Source organism: Pelagibacterium nitratireducens, assembly GCF_037044555.1.
GTDB lineage: Bacteria > Pseudomonadota > Alphaproteobacteria > Rhizobiales > Devosiaceae > Pelagibacterium > Pelagibacterium nitratireducens.
The window spans coordinates 193,322-213,785 of sequence record NZ_CP146275.1 but is presented as its reverse complement, the minus strand read 5'-3'; the positions used below and the strand labels follow the sequence as shown (position 1 = coordinate 213,785).

Annotated in this window: 27 protein-coding genes; 9 read left to right on the top strand and 18 right to left on the bottom strand. The window is 61.7% G+C overall.

What is annotated here, in order from left to right:
- Window positions 1-68: 68 nt before the first annotated feature.
- The 5 genes from sucD to V6617_RS01095 all read right to left on the bottom strand — a co-directional run bounded on the left by sucD (window position 69) and on the right by V6617_RS01095 (window position 5,373).
- Window positions 69-971, bottom strand: a complete 903-nt coding sequence (gene sucD / locus V6617_RS01115) for a succinate--CoA ligase subunit alpha (protein WP_338608530.1) — start codon at window positions 969-971, stop codon at window positions 69-71.
- A 29-nt stretch (window positions 972-1,000) separates the two neighbouring features.
- Window positions 1,001-2,191, bottom strand: a complete 1,191-nt coding sequence (sucC, locus tag V6617_RS01110) for an ADP-forming succinate--CoA ligase subunit beta (RefSeq protein WP_338608529.1) — start codon at window positions 2,189-2,191, stop codon at window positions 1,001-1,003.
- A gap of 73 nt (window positions 2,192-2,264) precedes the next feature.
- Entirely contained in the window at window positions 2,265-3,227 is a 963-nt protein-coding gene (gene mdh / locus V6617_RS01105; RefSeq protein WP_338608528.1) for a malate dehydrogenase, read from the bottom strand.
- A gap of 294 nt (window positions 3,228-3,521) precedes the next feature.
- Window positions 3,522-4,670 (bottom strand): cell division protein ZapE, encoded by a 1,149-nt coding sequence (zapE, locus tag V6617_RS01100; protein ID WP_338608527.1) that lies wholly within the window; start codon window positions 4,668-4,670, stop codon window positions 3,522-3,524.
- A 103-nt stretch (window positions 4,671-4,773) separates the two neighbouring features.
- Entirely contained in the window at window positions 4,774-5,373 is a 600-nt protein-coding gene (locus V6617_RS01095) for an AprI/Inh family metalloprotease inhibitor (protein WP_338608526.1), read from the bottom strand.
- 341 nt (window positions 5,374-5,714) lie between these two features.
- Between V6617_RS01095 and V6617_RS01090 the strand changes: the two genes are divergently transcribed.
- Window positions 5,715-6,998 carry a DUF2254 domain-containing protein gene (locus tag V6617_RS01090; protein WP_338608525.1) on the top strand — a complete coding sequence of 428 codons (1,284 nt, stop codon included), beginning with the start codon at window positions 5,715-5,717 and terminating at the stop codon, window positions 6,996-6,998.
- A 193-nt stretch (window positions 6,999-7,191) separates the two neighbouring features.
- Here the strand turns inward: V6617_RS01090 and V6617_RS01085 are convergent, their stop codons facing one another.
- The 5 genes from V6617_RS01085 to sdhC all read right to left on the bottom strand — a co-directional run bounded on the left by V6617_RS01085 (window position 7,192) and on the right by sdhC (window position 10,848).
- Window positions 7,192-7,422 carry a hypothetical protein gene (locus V6617_RS01085; RefSeq protein ID WP_338608524.1) on the bottom strand — a complete coding sequence of 77 codons (231 nt, stop codon included), beginning with the start codon at window positions 7,420-7,422 and terminating at the stop codon, window positions 7,192-7,194.
- Window positions 7,423-7,498: 76 nt separating this feature from the next.
- Window positions 7,499-8,284 carry a succinate dehydrogenase iron-sulfur subunit gene (locus V6617_RS01080; protein ID WP_338608523.1) on the bottom strand — a complete coding sequence of 262 codons (786 nt, stop codon included), beginning with the start codon at window positions 8,282-8,284 and terminating at the stop codon, window positions 7,499-7,501.
- A 14-nt stretch (window positions 8,285-8,298) separates the two neighbouring features.
- Window positions 8,299-10,098, bottom strand: a complete 1,800-nt coding sequence (gene sdhA / locus V6617_RS01075; protein WP_338608522.1) for a succinate dehydrogenase flavoprotein subunit — start codon at window positions 10,096-10,098, stop codon at window positions 8,299-8,301.
- A gap of 8 nt (window positions 10,099-10,106) precedes the next feature.
- A complete protein-coding gene (gene sdhD / locus V6617_RS01070; protein ID WP_338608521.1) occupies window positions 10,107-10,457 on the bottom strand; it encodes a succinate dehydrogenase, hydrophobic membrane anchor protein in 351 nt (116 codons plus the stop codon).
- A 10-nt stretch (window positions 10,458-10,467) separates the two neighbouring features.
- Window positions 10,468-10,848 carry a succinate dehydrogenase, cytochrome b556 subunit gene (gene sdhC / locus V6617_RS01065; RefSeq protein ID WP_338608520.1) on the bottom strand — a complete coding sequence of 127 codons (381 nt, stop codon included), beginning with the start codon at window positions 10,846-10,848 and terminating at the stop codon, window positions 10,468-10,470.
- A 264-nt stretch (window positions 10,849-11,112) separates the two neighbouring features.
- On the opposite strand from sdhC, the gene V6617_RS01060 reads away from it, so the two are divergent.
- Window positions 11,113-11,712: an NUDIX domain-containing protein gene (locus V6617_RS01060; RefSeq protein WP_338608519.1), complete on the top strand. Its 600-nt coding sequence runs from the start codon at window positions 11,113-11,115 to the stop codon at window positions 11,710-11,712.
- Here the strand turns inward: V6617_RS01060 and V6617_RS01055 are convergent.
- Window positions 11,709-12,008, bottom strand: coding sequence for a hypothetical protein (locus V6617_RS01055; RefSeq protein WP_338608518.1), 300 nt, complete (start codon window positions 12,006-12,008; stop codon window positions 11,709-11,711). The two genes, V6617_RS01060 and V6617_RS01055, sit on opposite strands and share 4 nt — an antisense overlap.
- 64 nt (window positions 12,009-12,072) lie before the next feature.
- Between V6617_RS01055 and V6617_RS01050 the strand changes: the two genes are divergently transcribed.
- Window positions 12,073-12,285, top strand: a complete 213-nt coding sequence (locus tag V6617_RS01050; protein ID WP_338608517.1) for a hypothetical protein — start codon at window positions 12,073-12,075, stop codon at window positions 12,283-12,285.
- A 108-nt stretch (window positions 12,286-12,393) separates the two neighbouring features.
- Here V6617_RS01050 and V6617_RS01045 read toward each other — a convergent pair whose 3' ends face one another.
- A complete protein-coding gene (locus tag V6617_RS01045; RefSeq protein WP_338608516.1) occupies window positions 12,394-12,846 on the bottom strand; it encodes a MarR family winged helix-turn-helix transcriptional regulator in 453 nt (150 codons plus the stop codon).
- Between the two features lie 79 nt (window positions 12,847-12,925).
- Between V6617_RS01045 and V6617_RS01040 the strand changes: the two genes are divergently transcribed.
- On the top strand, window positions 12,926-13,333 hold the full coding sequence (locus tag V6617_RS01040; protein ID WP_338608515.1) for a VOC family protein: 408 nt from the start codon (window positions 12,926-12,928) through the stop codon (window positions 13,331-13,333).
- 4 nt (window positions 13,334-13,337) lie between these two features.
- The gene (locus V6617_RS01035; RefSeq protein WP_338608514.1) at window positions 13,338-13,586 is read left to right on the top strand and encodes a YdeI/OmpD-associated family protein; all 249 of its coding nucleotides are present in this window, start codon (window positions 13,338-13,340) and stop codon (window positions 13,584-13,586) included.
- On the opposite strand, the gene V6617_RS01030 is transcribed toward V6617_RS01035, so the two are convergent.
- Window positions 13,577-13,786, bottom strand: coding sequence for a DUF1737 domain-containing protein (locus V6617_RS01030; RefSeq protein ID WP_338608513.1), 210 nt, complete (start codon window positions 13,784-13,786; stop codon window positions 13,577-13,579). The two genes, V6617_RS01035 and V6617_RS01030, sit on opposite strands and share 10 nt — an antisense overlap.
- Before the next feature lie 128 nt (window positions 13,787-13,914).
- Here V6617_RS01030 and V6617_RS01025 point away from each other — a divergent pair, with 128 nt between their 5' ends.
- The gene (locus tag V6617_RS01025; protein WP_338608512.1) at window positions 13,915-14,559 is read left to right on the top strand and encodes a carbonic anhydrase; all 645 of its coding nucleotides are present in this window, start codon (window positions 13,915-13,917) and stop codon (window positions 14,557-14,559) included.
- A gap of 5 nt (window positions 14,560-14,564) precedes the next feature.
- Window positions 14,565-14,915 carry a hypothetical protein gene (locus V6617_RS01020; protein WP_338608511.1) on the top strand — a complete coding sequence of 117 codons (351 nt, stop codon included), beginning with the start codon at window positions 14,565-14,567 and terminating at the stop codon, window positions 14,913-14,915.
- Here V6617_RS01020 and V6617_RS01015 read toward each other — a convergent pair.
- The 5 genes from V6617_RS01015 to V6617_RS00995 form a co-directional block, all read right to left on the bottom strand.
- The gene (locus tag V6617_RS01015; RefSeq protein ID WP_338608510.1) at window positions 14,899-15,783 is read right to left on the bottom strand and encodes an EamA family transporter; all 885 of its coding nucleotides are present in this window, start codon (window positions 15,781-15,783) and stop codon (window positions 14,899-14,901) included. The two genes, V6617_RS01020 and V6617_RS01015, sit on opposite strands and share 17 nt — an antisense overlap.
- A gap of 81 nt (window positions 15,784-15,864) precedes the next feature.
- A complete protein-coding gene (locus V6617_RS01010; protein ID WP_338608509.1) occupies window positions 15,865-16,176 on the bottom strand; it encodes a YciI family protein in 312 nt (103 codons plus the stop codon).
- The gene (locus tag V6617_RS01005; protein ID WP_338608508.1) at window positions 16,173-17,213 is read right to left on the bottom strand and encodes an aspartate-semialdehyde dehydrogenase; all 1,041 of its coding nucleotides are present in this window, start codon (window positions 17,211-17,213) and stop codon (window positions 16,173-16,175) included. Before V6617_RS01005 ends, V6617_RS01010 begins: the two co-directional genes overlap by 4 nt.
- 335 nt (window positions 17,214-17,548) lie before the next feature.
- On the bottom strand, window positions 17,549-18,106 hold the full coding sequence (locus V6617_RS01000) for a fasciclin domain-containing protein (RefSeq protein ID WP_338608507.1): 558 nt from the start codon (window positions 18,104-18,106) through the stop codon (window positions 17,549-17,551).
- Window positions 18,107-18,219: 113 nt separating this feature from the next.
- The gene (locus V6617_RS00995; RefSeq protein WP_338608506.1) at window positions 18,220-18,777 is read right to left on the bottom strand and encodes an acyloxyacyl hydrolase; all 558 of its coding nucleotides are present in this window, start codon (window positions 18,775-18,777) and stop codon (window positions 18,220-18,222) included.
- 110 nt (window positions 18,778-18,887) lie between these two features.
- On the opposite strand from V6617_RS00995, the gene V6617_RS00990 reads away from it, so the two are divergent.
- Window positions 18,888-19,376, top strand: coding sequence for a ferritin-like domain-containing protein (locus V6617_RS00990; RefSeq protein WP_338608505.1), 489 nt, complete (start codon window positions 18,888-18,890; stop codon window positions 19,374-19,376).
- 6 nt (window positions 19,377-19,382) lie between these two features.
- Entirely contained in the window at window positions 19,383-20,447 is a 1,065-nt protein-coding gene (locus V6617_RS00985) for an LLM class flavin-dependent oxidoreductase (RefSeq protein WP_338608504.1), read from the top strand.
- The last annotated feature ends 17 nt before the right edge of the window (window positions 20,448-20,464 follow it).

Below are 20,464 nucleotides of genomic sequence, written 5' to 3'. Positions count from 1 at the left end.
TGGCGTTTCCGCCTGTCGATTTGGTTAACCGGGACCTAAGTCCCGGTCACCGATAACATTGTCGTGTCTCAGCCTTTAAGGACTTCGACCAGCGTTGTGCCAAGCCGCGCGGGCGAGGGCGAAACCGTAATGCCCGCCGCTTCCATGGCGGCGATTTTCGATTCCGCATCGCCCTTGCCGCCCGAGACCACGGCGCCCGCATGGCCCATGGTCTTGCCCTTGGGTGCCGTGCGGCCCGCGATGAAGCCTGCCATGGGTTTCGAGCGCCCCTTTTTGGCTTCGTCGATCAGGAACTGGGCGGCGTCCTCTTCGGCCGAGCCGCCGATTTCGCCGATCATGATGATGGATTCGGTCGCGTCGTCGGCCAAAAACATCTCGAGCACGTCGATGAATTCGGTGCCCTTGACCGGATCGCCGCCAATGCCGACCGCCGTTGTCTGGCCAAGGCCCTCATTTGTGGTCTGGAACACAGCTTCATATGTAAGCGTGCCCGAGCGCGACACAATGCCCACCGAACCCTTGCGGAAGATCGAACCGGGCATGATGCCGATCTTGCATTCTTCCGGGGTGAGGATGCCGGGGCAGTTGGGGCCCAGAAGGCGCGAATTGGACTTTTCGAGCCGGGCCTTCACCCGCACCATGTCGGAAACCGGAATACCTTCAGTGATGCAGGTGATGAAACCAATTTCGGCTTCGATCGCCTCGATGATGGCATCGGCCGCACCCGCGGGGGGCACATAGATGACCGAAGCGTCCGCCCCGGTCTTTTCCTTGCCTTCGGCGACGGTGGCGAAAATGGGAAGCTGTTCCCCGCCCGCGCCCGACCAGGTCTCTCCGCCCTTTTTGGGGTGGATGCCGCCGACCATCTGGGTGCCGTAATAGGCCAGCGCCTGTTCGGTGTGGAACGTGCCGGTCTTGCCGGTCAGGCCCTGCACGAGGATCTTGGTGTCTTTATTGACGAGAATGGACATGTCTTTGGCTAAATCCTGTCTGTTCGGGCTTAGGCGACGGCCGCAACGATCTTCTGGGCAGCGTCATCGAGATCGTCGGCGGCGGTGATCGCCAGCCCCGATTCGTTGAGGATCTTCTTGCCCAGCTCGACATTGGTGCCTTCAAGGCGCACGACCAGCGGAATGGTCAGGCCCACTTCCTTGACGGCGGCGACCACGCCCTCGGCGATCACGTCACACTTCATGATGCCGCCGAAGATGTTGACCAGAATGCCTTCGACCTTGGGGTCGGCGGTGATGATCTTGAAGGCCGCGGCGACCTTTTCCTTTGACGCGCCACCGCCAACGTCACAGAAATTGGCCGGCTCCTTGCCGTAGAGGTGGATGATGTCCATGGTCGCCATGGCCAGCCCGGCGCCGTTGACCATGCAGCCGATATTGCCGTCCATGGGCACATAGGCCAGATCCCATTTGGACGCCTCGATCTCCTTGGCGTCTTCCTCGGTCTCGTCGCGCAGGGCAAAGATGTCGGAATGGCGGAACAGGGCGTTGCCGTCAAAGCTCACCTTGGCGTCGAGAACGCGCAGATGGCCGTCAGTCATCACGATGAGCGGGTTGATTTCCAGAAGCGCCATGTCTTTTTCGACGAACGCCTTGTAGAGCGCCGGAAAGAGGGACTTGGCGTCCTCGGCGGCAGCGCCCGCGAGCTTCAGCGCACTCGAAATCTCGCTCACATTCGCAGTGGTGACGCCCGCTTCGGGATCGATGGCGACGGTGACGATCTTTTCGGGCGTGTCATGGGCGACCTGCTCGATGTCCATGCCGCCTTCGGTGGACACAACGAACGCCATCTTGCCCACCGAACGGTCGACCAGCAGCGAGCAATAGAGTTCACGATCGATGTCGGCGCCGTCCTCGATATAGAGGCGGTTGACCTGCTTGCCCGCATCGCCGGTCTGGGCGGTGACCAGCGTGTTGCCGAGCATGTCACGAACGTTGGCCACGACCTCCTCGATCGACTTGGCCAGCCGCACGCCGCCCTTGGCATCGGGGCCGAGCTCTTTGAACTTGCCCTTGCCGCGCCCGCCGGCGTGGATCTGGGACTTGACCACATAGAGCGGGCCGGGAAGCGATTTTGCAGCCGCTTCGGCCTCATCTGCACTCATGATGGCCACGCCCTTGGCGACCGGGGCGCCGTAGCCCTTGAGCAGTTCCTTGGCCTGGTATTCGTGAATGTTCATCGCGGGTACGAACCTTTTTTAGCGTTCGGCAGAAAGGGAAAAGCCCGGAGACGGTGTCTCCGGGCCGGATCGGTTACGCCAGTTTCGGCGCGATCTTCTTGCAGGCTTCGACAAGCCCGTCGACCGAAGCGACAGAGGCGTCGAACATCTTCTTTTCAGAAGCGTTGAGTTCGATCTCGACCACCCGCTCGACACCGCCCGCCCCGATCACCACCGGAACGCCGACATAGGTATCGGACAGGCCGAACTGGCCGGTCAGATGCGCGGCGCAGGGCAGGATGCGCTTTTTGTCCTTGAGATAACATTCGGCCATCTCGACGGCCGACGCGGCGGGGGCATAAAAGGCCGAACCGGTTTTCAGCAACCCAACGATCTCGGCGCCGCCATCGCGGGTGCGCTGGATGATTTCGTCGAGCTTGTCCTTGCTCATCCAGCCCATCTTGACCATGTCGGGGAGCGGAATGCCGGCAACCGTCGAATAGCGCGCCAGCGGCACCATGGTGTCCCCATGCCCGCCCATCACGAACGCTGTAACATCCTGCACGGACACATTGAGCTCATCGGCGATGAAGTGACGGAAGCGCGCGCTGTCGAGCACGCCCGCCATGCCGACCACCTTTTCGGCCGGAAGGCCGGAGAATTTCTGCAGCGCCCAGACCATGGCGTCGAGCGGGTTGGTGATGCAGATCACGAACGCGTCGGGGGCGTATTTGGAAATGCCCGCGCCGACCTGCTCCATGACTTTCAAATTGATTTCCAGAAGGTCGTCGCGGCTCATGCCCGGCTTGCGCGGCACGCCGGCGGTGACGATGACCACATCGGCGCCCTCGATGTCCTTGTATTCGGACGTGCCCTTGAGGGTGGAATTGTATCCTTCGACCGGACCCGACTGGGCCAGATCGAGCGCCTTGCCCTGGGGCACGCCGTCAACGATATCGAACAGCATGACGTCGCCAAGTTCCTTGAGCGCCACCAGATGTGCGAGTGTCCCCCCGATCTGACCGGCACCGATCAGAGCGATTTTCTTACGCGCCATGAGCAAGTTTCCCTATAGGTAAAGTAACGTTTTCCTCGCGCCCTCCATAGACCCTGCGGTCTTTGGACGCAAGTGAACCGTTCGTATTACGATCAAGGATTGTTTGGACGCACGGCCAACCCAGCCACAACCGTCACCCCGGCCTGGAGCCGGGGTCCAATAAACTCCGCGGTCGAAGCGGCAGATGGTGCAATGCGACGAGGCCGGGGGTAATGGATCCCGGATCAAGTCCGGGTTGGCGACGGGGAGGGAGAAACGACGGGGTTTGCCACTTTCCCTGCCGCGTCAATTAAGTCAGGAAGACTGACCTGAACCGGTGCGCAGGGGCTGGGCGATGTAATCGGCCGAGCGCATCTCCTCGAGCCGGGACAGACAACGGGCAAACTCGAACCGGGTCCTTTCGTCCTGGGCGAGATCGTCGAGCGGGGCGGCAAAGCTGGCGGCGAGCTTGACCCCGCGATCGTAGAGCGTATCGACGAGCAGGATGAAGCGCTTGGCGGCGTCCGATCTGAGCCGGTCAAACACCGGCACATGATCGATCATCAGCGTGTGAAAACGGTTGGCCAGCTTGAGATAATCGCGCGCGCCGAGCGGGCGTTCGCACAGATCGGCGAAATCGAACCGCGCCACGCCCATGGCCTGGGCCGGAACGGCGATGACGCGGCCAAGGCTTTCAATGGCGTCGGGCTTTGGCTCGGCCCCGCCCGTCAGGTGATCAAACAGACCATCCATTTCGCCATCGACATCGGGCCCGGTGCCGATCTTGTAGACGTCCTGGGCATCGAGCCGTTCGCGCCGATAGTCGGTATCCGCATCGAGATTGAAGACATCGGTATGGGCCGTGAGCAGATCGATGAAGGGCTCGAAAAGCTGGCGGTTGAGCCCGTTCCAGTAGAGTTTTTCGGGCGGGATGTTGGAGGTGGCCACCACCACGACCCCATCGGCGAACAAGATCTCGAACAGGCGCGACAGCAGCATGGCATCGGTGATGTCGGAAACGAAGAACTCGTCGAAACACAACAGCCGCACCGAGCGGGTGATGGGCCGCGCCACTGCCGGGATGGGATCACGGGAGCCCTTGGTCCCGGGATTTTCAGAACGGAACTTGGCGATCCCCTCATGCACCTCGTTCATGAATTCATGGAAATGCACGCGCCGTTTGGCGCTGACCGGGACCGTTCTGTAAAACAGATCCATGAGCATGGTCTTGCCCCGGCCCACATCGCCCCAGATGTAGAGGCCCTTGGGCGCTTCGCGCTTGCGCCGGAACAGGGCGGACAAAACCGAGCCCGCATGGGCTTCGAGCTGATCGAGCCCTTCGGCGACCTTCTGCAATTTTTCGACAGCGTGCTTTTGCGCCGCGTCGGGCTTGACCTGCCCGGCGACGATCATGTCGGCATACGCATCGACAATGGAGCCCGAGGCTCCTTCGCTCCCGGTCAAGCCCCGGAATCTTTCGCGCTACATTGGCTCATCGGCCCCCGGTATTCTTGTGGTCGCCTTCCCGAACCGAAAAAGTGGCGTCCACTTTTTCCGGGAAAGCTCCCTAGCCGACCATTGAAACGGACTGACCGCCCGCAAGCGTGCCCACGAACCGGTTGCCGCTCTGGAACAGCGTGCCGACCAACTCGTCGCTCTCGTTATAGAACTGGATCTGGTTGCCCAGAAGGTTCCACGAGGTCACGTCCATAAGGCCCTCAACCATGCAACCCGGCGTCGAAGCGCGATAGCGGCCGGTGGAGCCCTTGGCGGTATAGGTGAGATTGAGACGGCACTGTTCGGCGCCGACCATCACGGTCCAGCCGCCCAAAAGCTGCTCGATGGTGACGCTGCCGGTCAGATTGCGCCCGCCCGTGGTGTTGCCGGGACTGCCCACATCGTCGAGCAGGAAACCCGGCGAACTGGTCGACGCGCTGCCATCGAGCGATGCGGTGTTGCCCGGCACGGTGGGCGTGCCTGTGGTGGGCGGGTCTTGTGGCAGAACAGTCGACCCGTCGATGGGCGGCAGGTCGGACGTGGAGACCGAACCTGTCTGCACCGGCTGAAGGGTCGGCGGTGGCGGCGTGGCGGTGACCGTAGGGGCCGACCGGCCGAATGAGGTCGGCGAACAGGCACCAAGCACTGCGGTGCCACCGATGACCATCATCACTGCGAGCGATCTTGTAAGAGTTCCAACCATAACAGCTCCATGTGTTCGGCCCGGACGGGACATGCGGGAACGTAAAGCGTTCCGTACCGTTCCAACGGCGCTGCCGGCGGCCTTGCTTGTCGTGCGGATCGAGATCAAAAGGCACGAAACCTTTCGCTTTTCGGCCCTTTGGGGCCGTGATCGCGCTCCGACCTCTTTGGCTTTAAGGCGGCAGCGTTCAAGACTCAAGCCCTCCGGTCCGTCCAAAGGGTTCAGCGTTAACTATTGTGGCCAATATGGCGGTTATGGGACAACATCGGTTTGGGCCCCCGTGCCACTGATCCAAAAGGAAAGACCGGATGGGATTTTACGTCCACCTCAAGGCTTTCATGGCTTCGATTGCCGGAAGCTTCTGGTTTATGCCGCTGTTGATGGCCATGGCCGGGATTGCGCTGGGCAATCTGTTTGTCTTGATCGACACCATCGATGCGCTTTCCAACCTGCGCGAGCAATCCTTTTATCCCCGGTTCGGTCCTGAAGGTGCAAGGGCCGTTCTGACCACCATTGCCGGGGGCATGATGACCATGGCCTCTCTGGTCTTTTCCCTGACCTTTGTGGGACTGACCCAGCTCTCGGGACAATTGGGTCCGCGCGTGCTGATCATGTTCATGCAGGACCGGACCACCCAGTCGGTTCTGGGTGCCTTTGTGGGCGTGTTCCTGTTCGCCCTCGTGGTGCTGGGGGAAGTGAGCGAGCTCGAGGACGGGTTCGTGCCCGAGCTCGCCGTGGCCGCCACAATCGTCATCGCCACCGGCGCGTTCGGGCTGGTGATCTATTTCGTCCACCACATGGCGCTGTCGATCCAGGCCGATGTCATCGTCGCCGATCTGGGCAAGCGGTTCGCCAAGTCCGTCGGCAAGGTCGCCGCCAGGGCCGATGCCTCCGATATCGCCAGCGCCAACCGCCGCCTCAAAGAGTTCGACGGCTTTGCCGGGGCGCCCGTTCCTGCACCCGGCAGCGGCTATATCCGCCACATCGCCTACGATCAGCTGCTCCACATTCTAAAGGACAACAGCCTGCGCCTCGAAATCGATCTGCGGGTTGACGATTATGTGGCCGAAGGCATGCCTATGGCGCATGTGGAGGGACCTGCTCCCGACATCAGGGCGCTGATCAAATGCTTTACCATCGGACCGCGCCGCGACGTGCTCCAGGAAGCCACCTATGAGGCGCGTGCGCTGATCGATATCGCCTTGCGGGCGCTCTCGCCCGGCATCAACGATCCCAACACAGCCGTCGCCGCCATCGATCATATGAGCGGCTCGCTCCTGCCGCTGGTCCGCTCGGACGGCGTGCCCCGGGTGCTGTTCACCAGCGATGGGCGTGCCGCGCTCAAGCGGCCCGAGCTGGGGCTGGCCCACTATCTCGACCTGATCGTGCCCGCGCTGTTGCCGGCCATGCGCACCGATACGCTGGCCACCGAAAGGCTGATCGAGCTCTTGATCCTTTTCGATCGGGTGAGCCGGCAGGAGCACCAGCGTGAAGCGATTACCAAATGGCGTAAGGTGATGGCCCGCGACGTGGACAACCACCAGCTGCCGCAAACCATGGTGGACTGGCTCAAGGACAAGGCGACCGAGTGAGGTGTTGCGCGAACACGTGCTCAAACCACATTGTCTCCACACTGGTCATCCCGGGCGAAGACCCGGGATCCGTAAGCGGCAGAGCCGGGGTTTTTATCTCGGACGCTGAGTGTACTGGGCCCCGGGTCAAGCCGGGGTGACAGGGTGGGGAAGGCAGCAGCGGCGTTGCCCAATGGGCTCGCTGCAAGCGGCTCTAGCGGTCCAGCATGTCCTTGAGCAACGCTTCGGCCAGCGGCTGGGCGTCGCGGGCCTCATGGGTGGGCACGGCGATGGCCAGGCCCTTGCCCGTCAGCCCCGCCCCGATGCCCGGCAGCCCGCCATCGGTGATTTCGCGCGGGGTGAACCCGTGCGCCTGAAGCGCGGTGACCATGAGCCGGGCCACCGATTCGCGTTCGACATAGACAATGGTTTCATAGTCGGTCATGGCGCGGCTCCTTAAAAGCAAACGGGGTCCGTGGACTGTCCACGGACCCCTTTAACGTCTATCGCATGGCGCCGGTTCAGGCCACCTTGCGTTCGACCATCATCTTCTTGATTTCGGCAATCGCCTTGGCCGGGTTGAGCCCTTTGGGGCAGACCTTGGCGCAGTTCATGATGGTGTGGCAGCGATAGAGCTTGAAGGGGTCTTCAAGATCGTCGAGGCGTTCGGACGTGGCTTCGTCGCGGCTGTCGATCAGCCAGCGATAGGCCTGCAACAGCACGGCCGGACCGAGATATTTTTCGCCGTTCCACCAATAGGACGGGCACGAGGTCGAGCAGCACGCGCACAATATGCACTCGTAAAGCCCGTCGAGCTTGGCCCTGTCCTCTTTCGACTGCAGCCATTCGGTGTCCGGGGTGGGTGATTTGGTCTGCAGCCATGGCTGGACCGATTTGTGCTGCTCGTAAAAGGTCGAAAGGTCGGGCACCAGATCTTTCACAACCGGCATGTGCGGCAGCGGATAGACGGCGATCGGGCCGTTTGAAACCTCGTCCATGCCCTTGGTGCAGGCCAGCGTATTGGCGCCGTCGATGTTCATGGCGCACGAACCGCAAATCCCTTCGCGGCACGAGCGGCGCAGGGTGAGCGTGGGATCGATGTTGTTCTTGATCCACAAGAGCCCATCGAGAATCATCGGCCCGCAATCGTCGAGATCGACGAAATAGACGTCGATGCGCGGATTGTCGCCCGTGTCGGGATCGTAGCGATAGACCTTGTATTCACGCAGGTTCGTCGCGCCGTCCGGCTTTGGCCAGGTCTTGCCCTTTTTGGGGCGGGAGCGCTTGTCGAGGACGAGTTCAGCCATGTTTCGTTCGCTCCTTAGTAAACGCGGGCCTTGGGCGCGATCTTTTTGAGATCAATGCCATCGGACAGCGGATCGACGTGAACCGGACGGTAGCCGAGCGTCACCTTGCCCGCATCATCGATCCAGCTCAGCGTGTGCTTGCGCCAGTTGACGTCGTCGCGATCGGCGAAATCCTCGCGGGCGTGAGCGCCGCGGCTCTCCTTGCGCGCCGCGGCCGAATAGACCGTGGTGATGGCGTTGGCCATGAGGTTTTCAAGCTCGAGGGTTTCCACAAGATCGGAATTCCAGATCATCGAGCGGTCGGTGACCTTGACGTCGGCGAGGTCGGCCCAGATGCCTGAAATCCGCTCACAGCCCGCTTCGAGGGTTTCCTGGGTGCGGAAAACGGCGGCGTCTTCCTGCATGGCGCGCTGCATCTTGTCGCGCAGTTTTGCGGTCGGCGCGCTGCCATTGGCATGACGCAGCCGGTCGAACCGGGCGAGGATCTTGTCGTCCTGGGCGCTGTTGATCGAAGGGATCGGTGCGCTCCGGTCCATCACCGCGCCGGCCCGCAGCGCGGCGGCGCGGCCGAACACCACAAGATCGGTCAGCGAGTTGGACCCCAGCCGGTTGGCGCCGTGCACCGAAGCGCAGGCCGCTTCGCCCACCGCCATCAGCCCGGGCACCACGCGATCGGGATCGCCCTCGGTGGGGTTGAGCACCTCGCCGTGATAATTGGCCGGGATGCCGCCCATATTGTAGTGGACGGTGGGAATGACCGGGATCGGCTCGCGGGTGAGATCGACGCCGGCAAAAATCTTTGCCGATTCCGAAATGCCCGGCAGCCGCTCATGGAGCACGGCGGGATCGAGATGGTCGAGGTGCAGGAAGATGTGGTCGCCCTTGGCGCCCACGCCCCGCCCCTCGCGGATTTCCATGGTCATGCAGCGACTAACGACGTCGCGGGACGCCAGATCCTTGGCGTTGGGGGCATAGCGCTCCATGAAGCGCTCGCCCTCGGAATTGACGAGATATCCGCCCTCACCGCGCGCGCCCTCGGTGATGAGGCACCCCGAGCCGTAAATGCCCGTGGGGTGGAACTGGACGAATTCCATATCCTGGAGCGGCAGCCCGGCGCGGGCCACCATGCCGTTGCCATCGCCCGTGCAGGTGTGGGCCGACGTGGCCGAGAAGTAGGCGCGTCCGTACCCGCCGGTGGCCAGCACAACCATCTTGGCGCGGAAGCGGTGGATGGTGCCATCGTCGAGCTTCCAGGCGATGACGCCCTGGCATTCCCCATTCTCGCCCATGATCAGATCGAGCGCGAAATACTCGACGAAGAACTCGGCGTTGTTGCGCAACGACTGGCCATAAAGCGTGTGCAGGATGGCATGGCCGGTGCGGTCAGCCGCCGCGCAGGTGCGCTGCACCGGGGGGCCTTCGCCATATTCGGTCATGTGACCGCCGAACGGGCGCTGATAGATCTTGCCCTGTTCGGTGCGCGAAAACGGCACGCCGTAATGCTCGAGCTCGTAGATCGCCTGGGGGGCCTCGCGGGCCAGATATTCCATGGCGTCATTATCGCCCAGCCAGTCCGACCCCTTGACGGTGTCGTACATGTGCCACTGCCAGCTGTCGGGGCCCATGTTGGAGAGCGAGGCCGCGATGCCGCCCTGCGCAGCGACGGTGTGGCTGCGGGTGGGGAAGACCTTGGTGACGCAGGCGGTCGAAAAGCCCTGCTCGGCCATGCCCAGCGTGGCGCGCAGTCCCGCGCCGCCGGCGCCGACCACCACGACGTCATAGGCGTGGTCGATGATTTGGTAAGCCGAAGCCATGAGCGAAATTAACCTCCGAAGGCGAGGACGAGAACCGAAACCAGGGCGATAACGCCCACGATCACGGTGAAAATGGTGTTGGCCGCCTTGGCCAGCGAGTGATTGCGCGGCTCGTGGATGTAATCCTCGATCACCTCGTTCATGCCGTTGCGCATGTGGATGAAGGCGACGGCGAACAGGACGATGGCAAGGATCGACACCAGCGGATTGGCAAAGGTCGCGGTCATCTGGGCCCGGTCGGCGCCCGACAGCGAAACGACGAGCCAGATCAAGAACCCGACCAGAACGATATTGATCGCCCCGGTGACGCGCTGGAGAATGAAGGCGCCGGTGCCCTTTTCCTTGGGATTTGTCTGCATGGTGTTCCCCCTAGAACCAGACGAACACGGCCCAGACGATAACCGTCGCCGCAATCGAGAAAACAAGCGTGGCAAGCGTGATGGCCTCGCGGCTGGCCGGATCGAACCCGGCGCCGGTGTCCCAGATGAAGTGCTTGAGCCCGCCGGCCATGTGATGGAACAGTGTCCAGGTGTATAAAAACAGCCCGATCTGGATGATCGGATGCCCAAAGAACCCCTGCACGGCGGCCAGCTGATCCTGTCCCAGCGCGGCCGACCCCAGCCAGAGCGCAAACAGGACGGTGCCCAGATAGAGCCCGATGCCCAGCACGCGGTGCACGATGGACAGGGTCATGGTCAGGGTAAAGCGATAGACGGAAAGATGCGGGGACGTCGGTCGGAACTGCGCCATTGTCTGCCTCGATCTGGCCCGCGCGGAGCCGCCGGGCACACAGCGCCGGTTGCCCGGCAGAAAACTTGCGGCCAACTTCTAATCGCGCTTTCCCCATTCGTCAAAGGGCCGCGCTTACGTCTTTGGTCTGAAAACGGCCAACGCGGCGCCTGCTAAAATATTGACTTTCAAAGTCATATTTTAGTCTAGCACTGGACAGCACCGGTTAAGTCGAGGCAAGAGTGGAGAAATGTCAGCCAGGTTTACCCACAAGGTAAAGTCAAGATGCCAGCCCACAACGCGATCACCATCACAGCCAAAAAAATACTCGCACGCGCCTGGGGCAGCCTGACCGAATATGTGCTGGCCTATCCGCGCCGGGACGGAACCAGCGTTTCGCTGACCCGCGAGGTCTATGACCACGGCAGCGCCGCGGCGATTCTGCTGCTCGATACCGACCGCCGGGTGATGACGCTGGTGCGCCAGTTCCGCCTGCCGCCTCACCTCAATGGCGACGATGGCAATCTGATCGAAGTGTGCGCCGGACTGCTCGAGAGGGACGACCCGGAAACCTGCGCGAAAAAGGAAGCGCTCGAGGAGACCGGCATCGTGCCCTCCCGCCTGCAGTTTGCGTTCCAGATCTATGCCAGCCCCGGATCATTGAGCGAGAAAATCCACTGCTTTGTCGGCTTTTACGACGAAGGCTGCAGGCGCGGCCCGGGCGGCGGACTGGCCGAGGAGGGCGAGGAGATCACGCTTGTCGAAGCCGGATTCGATCAGGCACTGGCGATGATCGATCAGGGACAGATCATCGATGCCAAGAGTGTGGCGCTGATCCAGTACGCCGCAATCAATGGGCTTTTGGCGGACCCAAGGCGGGGCTAAGGAGCGACAAGGAACGTGCCGGTCACCGAATGGAGCAATTGGGGATTGCTCCAGAGCACCCACGCGCCAATGGCCAGCGCCACAAGCAGCACCAGCCCGAACGCCTTGCGCACCAGCGAAAAGACCAGCCAGAACGCCACCAGCGCAATGGCGCCGATGACAATAAGTGAAAAGCTGTCGGTTGGAATCCCGGCCTCCCTGCGAACCGTTGAACCACAACCGATTGCACAGTCCGAGGGCGGCTTTTTGATGTCAGGCAGCGGGCCGGATCGGCAAAGGTCTGCCCAATCGTCCATGGAACCGTGAGCGGGGACAATAAGTTTGCCACGAGAACCAACCTCATGGAAGGAATGCCAGATCATGAAAACATTTGCTTCGATTGCCCTCGTCATGGCCGGTGCCCTGGCCGTCTCCGGCTGCACCTCGACCCAGCAGAACATGACAGGGGCGGCAGTTGGCGGCGGCGCAGGCGCGGCCGTCGGCGGATCTGTCGCCGGCACGCCCGGCGCCGTAGTGGGCGGGGCCGGCGGTGCGGCTGCAGGCGTTGCCGTTTCCGAAGAAATGAACGACTGATTTGCCTCCGGGTGGCCGGTGGGCCGCCCGAGCGCATGTGCAAAGAAGCGGGGCCTGCTCACGTCGGCCCTGCTTTGTATTTTTAACGCGATCGGGTAAGGCCGGGCTCTAGGCGTTCGGATGGACCGAACCCGGCCCCACATCGAGCTCCCGCGCCAGCGCGCCGGAAACGGCGCGCAATTGAAGCCATTCCTCTTCGCTCAACCCCACGAGCAGATCGGCCAGGATCGCTTCGCGCGCCGCACAGGCGACTTCGACCGCAGCCAATCCCGCCACGGTAACTTCGATGCGACCCGAGCGACGATCATCTCCATCGGCGCGGCGCGCCAGCCCCTGACGCACCAGGCCCTCAACGAGCCGGGAGGCCGTGGGCGCCGAGATCTTTTCCTGAGCCGCCAACCGGCCAATGGTATTGGCCTTGAGAAAATGGATCACCGAAAGCGCCGAAAGCTGCGCCGCGCTGCATCCGGTCTGCCGGTCTGCCGCCTGCAGCGCCCTGTCGAGCGGCAGAACCAGACGATGGAGCAATTGCAGGGCGCGCGACTTGTGGGATTGGGACACAGAATTCTCTTTCAATTAGTAAAGCTAATTGTTAGCATAGCTAAATATCTATTGCCAACGATCGCATCGGAAATTCACCATGGAACTCCACCGGGGACGGCTTATCGATCATGTGCACCTTAGGGTCAGCGATCTCCAAAAGAGCCGGGACTTCTATCGTGCCGCACTGGGCGCGCTGGGCCGCGAGCTGACCCTGGAAACGGAATCGTTTTTCGTGTCCGATGAATTGTTCGTCGATGCGGCCGACGATTATGTGAGCAAGGTGCATCTGGCGTTCCAGACGACAGGACCCGACATGGTCGATGCGTTTTACAAAGCCAGTCTCAAGGCCGGCGGCACTGACAATGGCGCGCCGGGCGAGCGGCCCTACCATCCCGGCTATTATGCCTGCTTCGTTCTCGATCCCGACGGCAACAATATCGAGGCTGTCTGGCACGGTCCCCATGACCGCAATACGGAATCGGTGGTCATCACCGCCCATATGTGAAGCCATGAGCGCCGGCACTTCGCGCCTCAGCCGCCCCATCCAACCCATGCCCGACGATATCGGGCAAAGGCTCGAAGAGGCGGGGCTGCGCGCCGCCTATGACGAGCGGCCCGCCTATCAGCGCAACGACTATCTGGGCTGGATCGCCCGCGCCAAGCGCCCGCAAACGCGCGAAAAGCGGATCACCCAGATGCTCGACGAACTGCAGACGGGCGGGGTCTATATGGCCATGAAGTGGGGGGCTCAGACGTAATCGACGAGCTTTTTGTCCGGATCGTAGGGCTGGTCCTCGACGTCCTTGGTCACCGCCTGGCCGCAGCGCATTTTGCCCGTGGCGGCATCGAAGACGTAATGGGGGGCGCCGTACAGCAGCCAGCCGTCCGAGAGCGCTTTGGTCACCTTGTGACAAAAGGCCGAATCATCGTCGCCGGACAAAAAACGGTAGATCATCATGGAAATCAAAACTCCTTACAGCGCTGCGCGCCAGCACATTTGCACGCAGCGCCGACACCATAGCGATTGATCTTGGCCGCGTCAGGGGCTAATCGGCAGGGGCGGACAGAGTACAAAAGGATGCGAGCATGACGCAGCAATTCCCGCCCTTCCTGATCGAGGGCTACCGCAACTTCATGTCGGGGCGGTATGCGACCGAGAGCCAGCGTTACAGAAAGCTGGCCGAAGAGGGCCAGAAACCGACGACAATGGTGATTGCCTGCTGCGATTCGCGCGCCGCGCCGGAAACGATTTTCGATTGCGGGCCGGGGCAGTTGTTCGTCCTGCGCAACGTCGCCAATCTTGTGCCGCCCTTCGGGCCGGACGCCGCCTATCACGGCACCTCCTCGGCCATCGAATTTGCGATCATTCATTTAAAGGTCGAAAACATCGTGGTCATGGGCCATGGCCGCTGCGGCGGCATTGCCGGGGCCCTGGCCACCGCGGCCGGACACGCGCCCGAGGGCGCCTTTATCGGCAAATGGCTGACCATGATCGAGGAGGTGGCCGGCAAGGTCGAGGCCAATTCGCTCCTGACCGCCTCCGAACAGCAAACCGCGCTCGAGCGCATCGTCATCCGCCAGTCGATCGGCAATCTTTTGACCTTTCCCTTCGTCAAGGACCGCGTCGAGGCCAATGAGCTTTCGCTGCACGGGGCGTGGTTCGACATTTCCTCGGGCGAACTCTGGACGATGAACGGGGAAAGCGGCGACTTCATGCGACCTGAGCTGTAATGCCGATGAAGCGGCTTTTTGCTCTCGGTTTCGTTCTCGTCGCTGGCGCTGGAAATCCGGCGTCGGCACAGGACGACGCGTTGATGCGAATGGTGCTTCTGACCCAGATGTATCAAGAGATCGCGGCCCAGTGCGATACCATTGCCGTCGACCCCAATTACAACACCGCGCTCGATGAGATGAGCGCGGTGCTCCGCACTTATATTTCCGACGAGCTCTGGGAGGGCATGCAAACCGGGTGGACCAGCGAAGACCTCGTTTGCAGCCCCGAGAACGATTGGGTTCAGATGTTTTTGCGAGCCCAGCAGAAATTCGTCGCGGGGGGAGGCGAAATACCGGTCATGCGCCCGGATTGATCGGCACCTGTCTGGGCCTCATCCTGGCAACCGTCAGAATGAGCCCGACAAAGATCAGGATGCCACCCGCCACATCGGCTCCATAAATCGGTTCGCCCAGAATCAGGACCCCCGACGAAATTCCCGCGATGGGAACCAGAAGGGTGAAGGGCGCCACTGTCGCCGCCGAATGGCGCGATAAAAGACCCGACCACATGGTGAACCCGAACAGCGTCGCGGGATAGGCCAGGAAGGCGACCAGCATCACCGCATTCCAGCTCGGCGGATCGATATAGTCGAAAATGGCCGGACCGCCCTCGAAGGTGAACGAAAACACAAACAGCGGGATCGAGCCAATAAGATTGCCCCAGACCGTGAACGGCAGCATGGGGATCGAGCCGGCCCGTTTGGAGATATTGTTGGCGACGCCCCAGCTCAGCGCCGCCAGCATCAATATGGCCAGCGGCAGCAACTCGCCCCCCGACCCGTGGCCCCAGGCGATGACGCCGATGCCGCCGAATGCCACGATACCGCCCACGATCTGGAGCTTGCGCGGCACCTCGCCGAAGACGAAGAACGCAATGGCGATGGTAAACATCGCCTGCACCTGCAGGGCGAGCGAGGCGAGGGACGCCGAAAGGCCTAAAAACAGCGTCAGGTTGAGCAGCGCATAAAGCGCGCAGGCCATGAACAGCCCATACCCGGCAACCAAAAGCCAGGGCGCTTTGGGCCGGGGGATGAACAACACCACCGGCACGGCGGCGAAAAAGAACCGCAGCGCCGCCGAGAGCAACGGCGGCAATTCGGCAATGCTGAGTTTGATGACCGTAAAATTGAACCCCCAGATCGCAACGACAACGAGGGCGATCAGGATGTCGCGAAGGGGCATGGGGAGGCTCGCAAGAACAAAAAGGCAGGGGCCCTGCTCTAGCGCACCGCCCCTGCCCTGTCATCACTCACCGATGAAATTTCAGCGTGGTGCGATCGCCACATCTTCATAGCCCGGAGCGGTGCCCCAGACATTGATTGTGGTGGTGGCGCGCAGGCCGTGGATCTGGAACGGATCCTCGGCGATGATCTTTTCGACCTCGGCCTTGGTCTCGGCCTCGAAGATCCACAGCCCACCAACCGGGCTGCCGCCTTCCTGGGCACGCATGGCGCCGGCCAGAACGATCTTGCCTTTGTATTTGCGCAGATAGGCCTGATGGTCCGCGGTATGCTCGGCGCGGATCTCGGCTGCACCCTCGGTCTTGTCGGTGAAAAGAGCTGCCCAGCGCATCATGCGGCCTGACTTTTCATCAGACCGCGCGCGATCAGCGTTTCGGCGATCTGGACGGTGTTGAGGGCCGCGCCCTTGCGCAGATTGTCCGAGACCACCCACATGACCAGCCCGTTTTCCACGGTCACGTCCTCGCGGATGCGGCTGACATAGGTGGCGTCTTCGCCCTTGGATTCGACCGGGGTCATGTAGCCGCCGTTCTCGCGCTTGTCGAGCACCACGATCCCAGGCGCATCGCGCAGCGCGTCGCGCGCCTCGTCGGGCGAAATCGGCCGGGCAAATTCCATGTTGACCGCTTCGGAATGGCCAACGAACACCGGCACGCGCACGGCGGTGCAGGTGACCTTGATCTTGGGATCGAGCATCTTTTTGGTTTCGGCCAGAACCTTCCACTCTTCCTTGGTGTACCCGTCTTCCATGAACACATCGATGTGGGGAATGACGTTGAAGGCAATCTGCTTGGTGAACTTGTTGGGCGTGGGGCTGTCGTTGACGAAAATGCCCTTGGTCTGATTCCACAGCTCGTCCATGGCATCCTTGCCGCCGCCCGAAACCGACTGGTAGGTCGAAACCACGATGCGGGTCAGCTGGGCCAGATCGTGCAGGGGCTTGAGGGCCACCACGAGCTGGGCCGTCGAGCAATTGGGGTTGGCGATGATGTTCTTGCGGTCGTTCTTCGCCATATAGGCATCGAGAACGTCGGCGTTGACTTCCGGCACGATCAGCGGAACGTCCTCGTGGTAGCGGAAGGCCGAGGAATTATCGATGACTATGGCGCCGGTCGCGCCGATCCTGGGCGCCCATTGCTTGGAGATGTCGCCGCCCGCGCTCATCAGCACGAAATCGGTGCCGGTGAAATCGAAATCATCAAGGTTTTTGCACTTGAGAACCTTGTCCCCGAAGCTCACTTCGCGCCCGACCGAACGTGACGATGCCAGCGGCACCAGTTCATCGATCGGGAAATTGCGCTCGGCGAGAATGTCGAGCATTTCGCGGCCCACATTGCCGGTGGCACCGACGATAGCAACCTTGTAACCCATAATATGTCTTATCCTTTCACCCCACCTCCCGTGCCGCGGGGTCTAAACCCGCTCGGCCACAGATTGTCTTGCCGCCCTCCCCGCCGGGAGGGACTGGCCCGGGGAGTGCGTCAAGCGGTTTTGGTGGTGGTTTTGAGTGCGAACGGTCTTGTCCCGGCGCAATCGCCGGTCCTATCGAGCAGCGCTGTCATGGTCGCAAAACCCATGCAAAAGGGCTCCTGCCGTTCGGGATCAGCTTCATACGCGGTTCTTGGTGCTTTGCCAAGGTCAACCCGAAAAGCAAAAGGCCCCGCCGCAAGCGACGGGGCCCTCCAACGCAAGGGAGACGCGTTTTATCAGTTGGGGACGAGGACCGCATCGACAACGTGGATCACGCCATTGGACTGGTTGACGTCGGCAATGGTGATGTCGGCGACCGAGCGGTTTTCATCGATCACCTTGAGCGAGCCGCCGATGATCTGGAAGCCGAGCAGATCGCCCGAAACGGTTTCCAGACCGAACGCGCCGTCATTTTCCTCGGCCATGGCCATCAGCTCTGCGGCCGAATAATTGCCGGCGATGACATGGGCGGTCAGAACCTTCTGGAGCATTTCGAGGTTTTCCGGCTCGAGCAGCGTATCGACGGTTCCGGCGGGCAGATTGCCGAACGCGGTGTTGGTCGGTGCAAAGACGGTGAACGGGCCGGGGCCCTGGAGCGTATCGACGAGCCCGGCAGCCTGGACAGCGGCAACCAGCGTTGTGTGATCGGCCGAATTGACGGCGTTTTCGATGATGTTCATTTCAGGCGACATCGGCGCGCCGCCGACCATGGGATTGTCCTGAGCGAAAATGGCGGTGGACGCGCCGAACGAGATGGCGACACCGAGCGCGAGAGCGGAAACGAATTTGAGCATAATGATCCCCCCTGATGGGAATGAAGTGTGCATCGGCCCCATTGGCCGTGTTGACAGGGAGAACTACGGGCGCTCAGGCAAAAGAGTTTCAGACGGCTCTGCGCGGCTTGCGCTCAGAACTTGACGCCGACCATCACGCCCAGATTGGACAGCCCCTCATTGGGCGCGCACAGCTCGAGATTTGAGATGTGCTCGTAGCGCAAGGTGACCGTGACGTTTTCGCTGACATTGGCCCCGATGCCCGCCGCATCGTAGAAATTGAACGAACAGCCGAAATTGCGCGCCGGCAGGGTCGCGCCCGACAGGGCCCCATCGGTGACCGCGGCCCCGAAGCCCAGTTCGAGATAAAGCGGAGTTTCGAACACCGGGATCTGCCAGTTGAGATTGGCGTGCAGGATGTTTTCGCGGCCGTTGAAATTAAGCGTCGCGCCGATCTCGGGGCGCGGCGAGCCGATCCAGCGGAAAGCCTCGATATCGGGGGAGGTAAACAGCGCCGAAAATTTCACATCCTCGAGGCGCGACAAATCCCAATTGTTGCCGGTGGGCAGAAAGCCGCCATAGGCCGAATGAAAGAACACGCCGGCCCGCAATTCGTCGAGCGCGATATCCTGGGCGGCAACGGGGCTGGCAACCATCATCGCACCGAGCGCCACTATCACAGATTTACGCATGATCACCCAAAAGCCCTGATTTCAGCCACCGCTCCGGTTGTGTGACACAGGATCGGAACGCACTCAAGGCGCAATCCGTTGTCCGGCACCACCAACGGAGACTTACCATCATGTCGATTTCTTCGCTACAGGATCTGTTCATCCACACGCTTCAGGACATCTATTTCGCCGAAACCCTGATCGTGAAAAAGCTCCCCACAATGGTCAAGGAAGCCGGCGCCGCTCCGCTCAAAAAGGCGTTCGAGGAACATCTGGAAGAAACCAAAACCCATGTTTCCCGCCTCGATGAAGTGTTCAGGATTTTGGGCCAGAAACCCCAGGCCGAAGAATGCCCGGCCATCGAAGGGATCATCGAGGAAGCCGAGGAACTGATCGGTGAAATTTCCAACGCCAAGACCAAGGACGCAGCCCTGATCGCCGCCGGCCAGGCCGTCGAGCATTACGAGATCACCCGCTACGGCACCCTGGTTTCCTGGGCCAGGGAACTGGGACACGAAGAGGTGCTGGGCCATCTGCGCGAAACGCTGGCCGAGGAAAAGGACGCCGACAACAAGCTGCTCCGGCTCGGCGAAGACCAACTCAACCAGAAAGCCGCATGAGCTTTTTTGGATAAATCGCAAAATACCGATGAAGGCGCGCTTGAACCGGAGCGCGCCTTCTCCCATCTTGGCAAAATGACTTTGCCCCCGCTTTCCATCCAGGACCTTGCGCCGATCTCGCAAGGCTATTCCACCAAAGAGGCGCTCGCCAAAACCCTCGATCTGGCCCGGCTGGGCGACGAGATGGGGTTTGTGCGCCTCTGGTACGCCGAACATCACGGCATGCCCTCGATTGCCTCCTCGGCTCCCGATATCCTCATCGCCCACGCGGCAGCGCATACAAAGCGCATCAATGTCGGCGCGGGTGGAGTGATGCTGCCCAACCATGTTCCCTTGCGGGTGGTCGAGACCTATCGCACCCTCGAGGGGCTTTATCCCGGCCGCATCGATCTGGGGATCGGGCGGGCCGGCGGCTCGGACGGGCTGACCCTGCGCGCCCTGCGCTCGACCAATGGCGAGGATTTCCCGCACGAATTTGCCGAAATGCTGGCCTATGAGCGCGGCGGGTTTCCAGACGATCACCCGCTGGCGCGCGTCAAGGTCGTGCCCGCAGAAGTGCCCCTGCCCCCGATCTGGCTTTTAGGGTCCTCGGGCGCATCGGCGCAGATGGCCGGGCAATACGGGATCGGCTATGCGTTTGCCTCGCATTTTTCACCCACCCCGGCCGGGCTGGCCTTCGATGCTTACCGGCGCAGCTTTCGGCCCTCGGACCAGTTCGCGACGCCGCACGCCATTTTGTGCGTTGCGGTGATCTGCGCGCCGACCGACGAGCAAGCGCAGCACCTTTCGAAATCGATGGAGTTGACCTGGCTGCGCCTGCGCTCCAACGACCCGCAAAAGATCGCGCCGCCCGAAGACTCTGACAATTATCCCTGGACCGATCAGGAGCGCGCCTTTGTCGAAAGCCAATCCAATCTGTGGATCGTGGGCAGCCCCGAAACGGTGAAGGCGAAAATCGCCGAGAAGGTGGTTGAAACCAATGCCGACGAGGTCATGGTTTCAACCACCGTCCATGATTACGACAAGCGACTGGAGAGCTACCGGCTGCTCAAGGAGATCTGGGACGCGTGAGCGGGCCTGTCGGCACG

Excerpts from the sequence above, each read along its gene's own strand:
- sucD (WP_338608530.1), bottom strand. The coding sequence starts at position 971 with ATGTCCATTCTCGTCAATAAAGACACCAAGATCCTCGTGCAGGGCCTG.
- sucC (WP_338608529.1), bottom strand. The coding sequence starts at position 2,191 with ATGAACATTCACGAATACCAGGCCAAGGAACTGCTCAAGGGCTACGGC.
- mdh (WP_338608528.1), bottom strand. The coding sequence starts at position 3,227 with ATGGCGCGTAAGAAAATCGCTCTGATCGGTGCCGGTCAGATCGGGGGG.
- V6617_RS01095 (WP_338608526.1), bottom strand. The coding sequence starts at position 5,373 with ATGATGGTCATCGGTGGCACCGCAGTGCTTGGTGCCTGTTCGCCGACC.
- V6617_RS01090 (WP_338608525.1), top strand. The coding sequence starts at position 5,715 with ATGGGATTTTACGTCCACCTCAAGGCTTTCATGGCTTCGATTGCCGGA.
- V6617_RS01085 (WP_338608524.1), bottom strand. The coding sequence starts at position 7,422 with ATGACCGACTATGAAACCATTGTCTATGTCGAACGCGAATCGGTGGCC.
- V6617_RS01080 (WP_338608523.1), bottom strand. The coding sequence starts at position 8,284 with ATGGCTGAACTCGTCCTCGACAAGCGCTCCCGCCCCAAAAAGGGCAAG.
- sdhA (WP_338608522.1), bottom strand. The coding sequence starts at position 10,098 with ATGGCTTCGGCTTACCAAATCATCGACCACGCCTATGACGTCGTGGTG.
- sdhD (WP_338608521.1), bottom strand. The coding sequence starts at position 10,457 with ATGCAGACAAATCCCAAGGAAAAGGGCACCGGCGCCTTCATTCTCCAG.
- sdhC (WP_338608520.1), bottom strand. The coding sequence starts at position 10,848 with ATGGCGCAGTTCCGACCGACGTCCCCGCATCTTTCCGTCTATCGCTTT.
- V6617_RS01060 (WP_338608519.1), top strand. The coding sequence starts at position 11,113 with ATGCCAGCCCACAACGCGATCACCATCACAGCCAAAAAAATACTCGCA.
- V6617_RS01055 (WP_338608518.1), bottom strand. The coding sequence starts at position 12,008 with ATGGACGATTGGGCAGACCTTTGCCGATCCGGCCCGCTGCCTGACATC.
- V6617_RS01050 (WP_338608517.1), top strand. The coding sequence starts at position 12,073 with ATGAAAACATTTGCTTCGATTGCCCTCGTCATGGCCGGTGCCCTGGCC.
- V6617_RS01040 (WP_338608515.1), top strand. The coding sequence starts at position 12,926 with ATGGAACTCCACCGGGGACGGCTTATCGATCATGTGCACCTTAGGGTC.
- V6617_RS01035 (WP_338608514.1), top strand. The coding sequence starts at position 13,338 with ATGAGCGCCGGCACTTCGCGCCTCAGCCGCCCCATCCAACCCATGCCC.
- V6617_RS01030 (WP_338608513.1), bottom strand. The coding sequence starts at position 13,786 with ATGATGATCTACCGTTTTTTGTCCGGCGACGATGATTCGGCCTTTTGT.
- V6617_RS01025 (WP_338608512.1), top strand. The coding sequence starts at position 13,915 with ATGACGCAGCAATTCCCGCCCTTCCTGATCGAGGGCTACCGCAACTTC.
- V6617_RS01020 (WP_338608511.1), top strand. The coding sequence starts at position 14,565 with ATGAAGCGGCTTTTTGCTCTCGGTTTCGTTCTCGTCGCTGGCGCTGGA.
- V6617_RS01015 (WP_338608510.1), bottom strand. The coding sequence starts at position 15,783 with ATGCCCCTTCGCGACATCCTGATCGCCCTCGTTGTCGTTGCGATCTGG.
- V6617_RS01010 (WP_338608509.1), bottom strand. The coding sequence starts at position 16,176 with ATGATGCGCTGGGCAGCTCTTTTCACCGACAAGACCGAGGGTGCAGCC.
- V6617_RS01005 (WP_338608508.1), bottom strand. The coding sequence starts at position 17,213 with ATGGGTTACAAGGTTGCTATCGTCGGTGCCACCGGCAATGTGGGCCGC.
- V6617_RS01000 (WP_338608507.1), bottom strand. The coding sequence starts at position 18,106 with ATGCTCAAATTCGTTTCCGCTCTCGCGCTCGGTGTCGCCATCTCGTTC.
- V6617_RS00995 (WP_338608506.1), bottom strand. The coding sequence starts at position 18,777 with ATGCGTAAATCTGTGATAGTGGCGCTCGGTGCGATGATGGTTGCCAGC.
- V6617_RS00990 (WP_338608505.1), top strand. The coding sequence starts at position 18,888 with ATGTCGATTTCTTCGCTACAGGATCTGTTCATCCACACGCTTCAGGAC.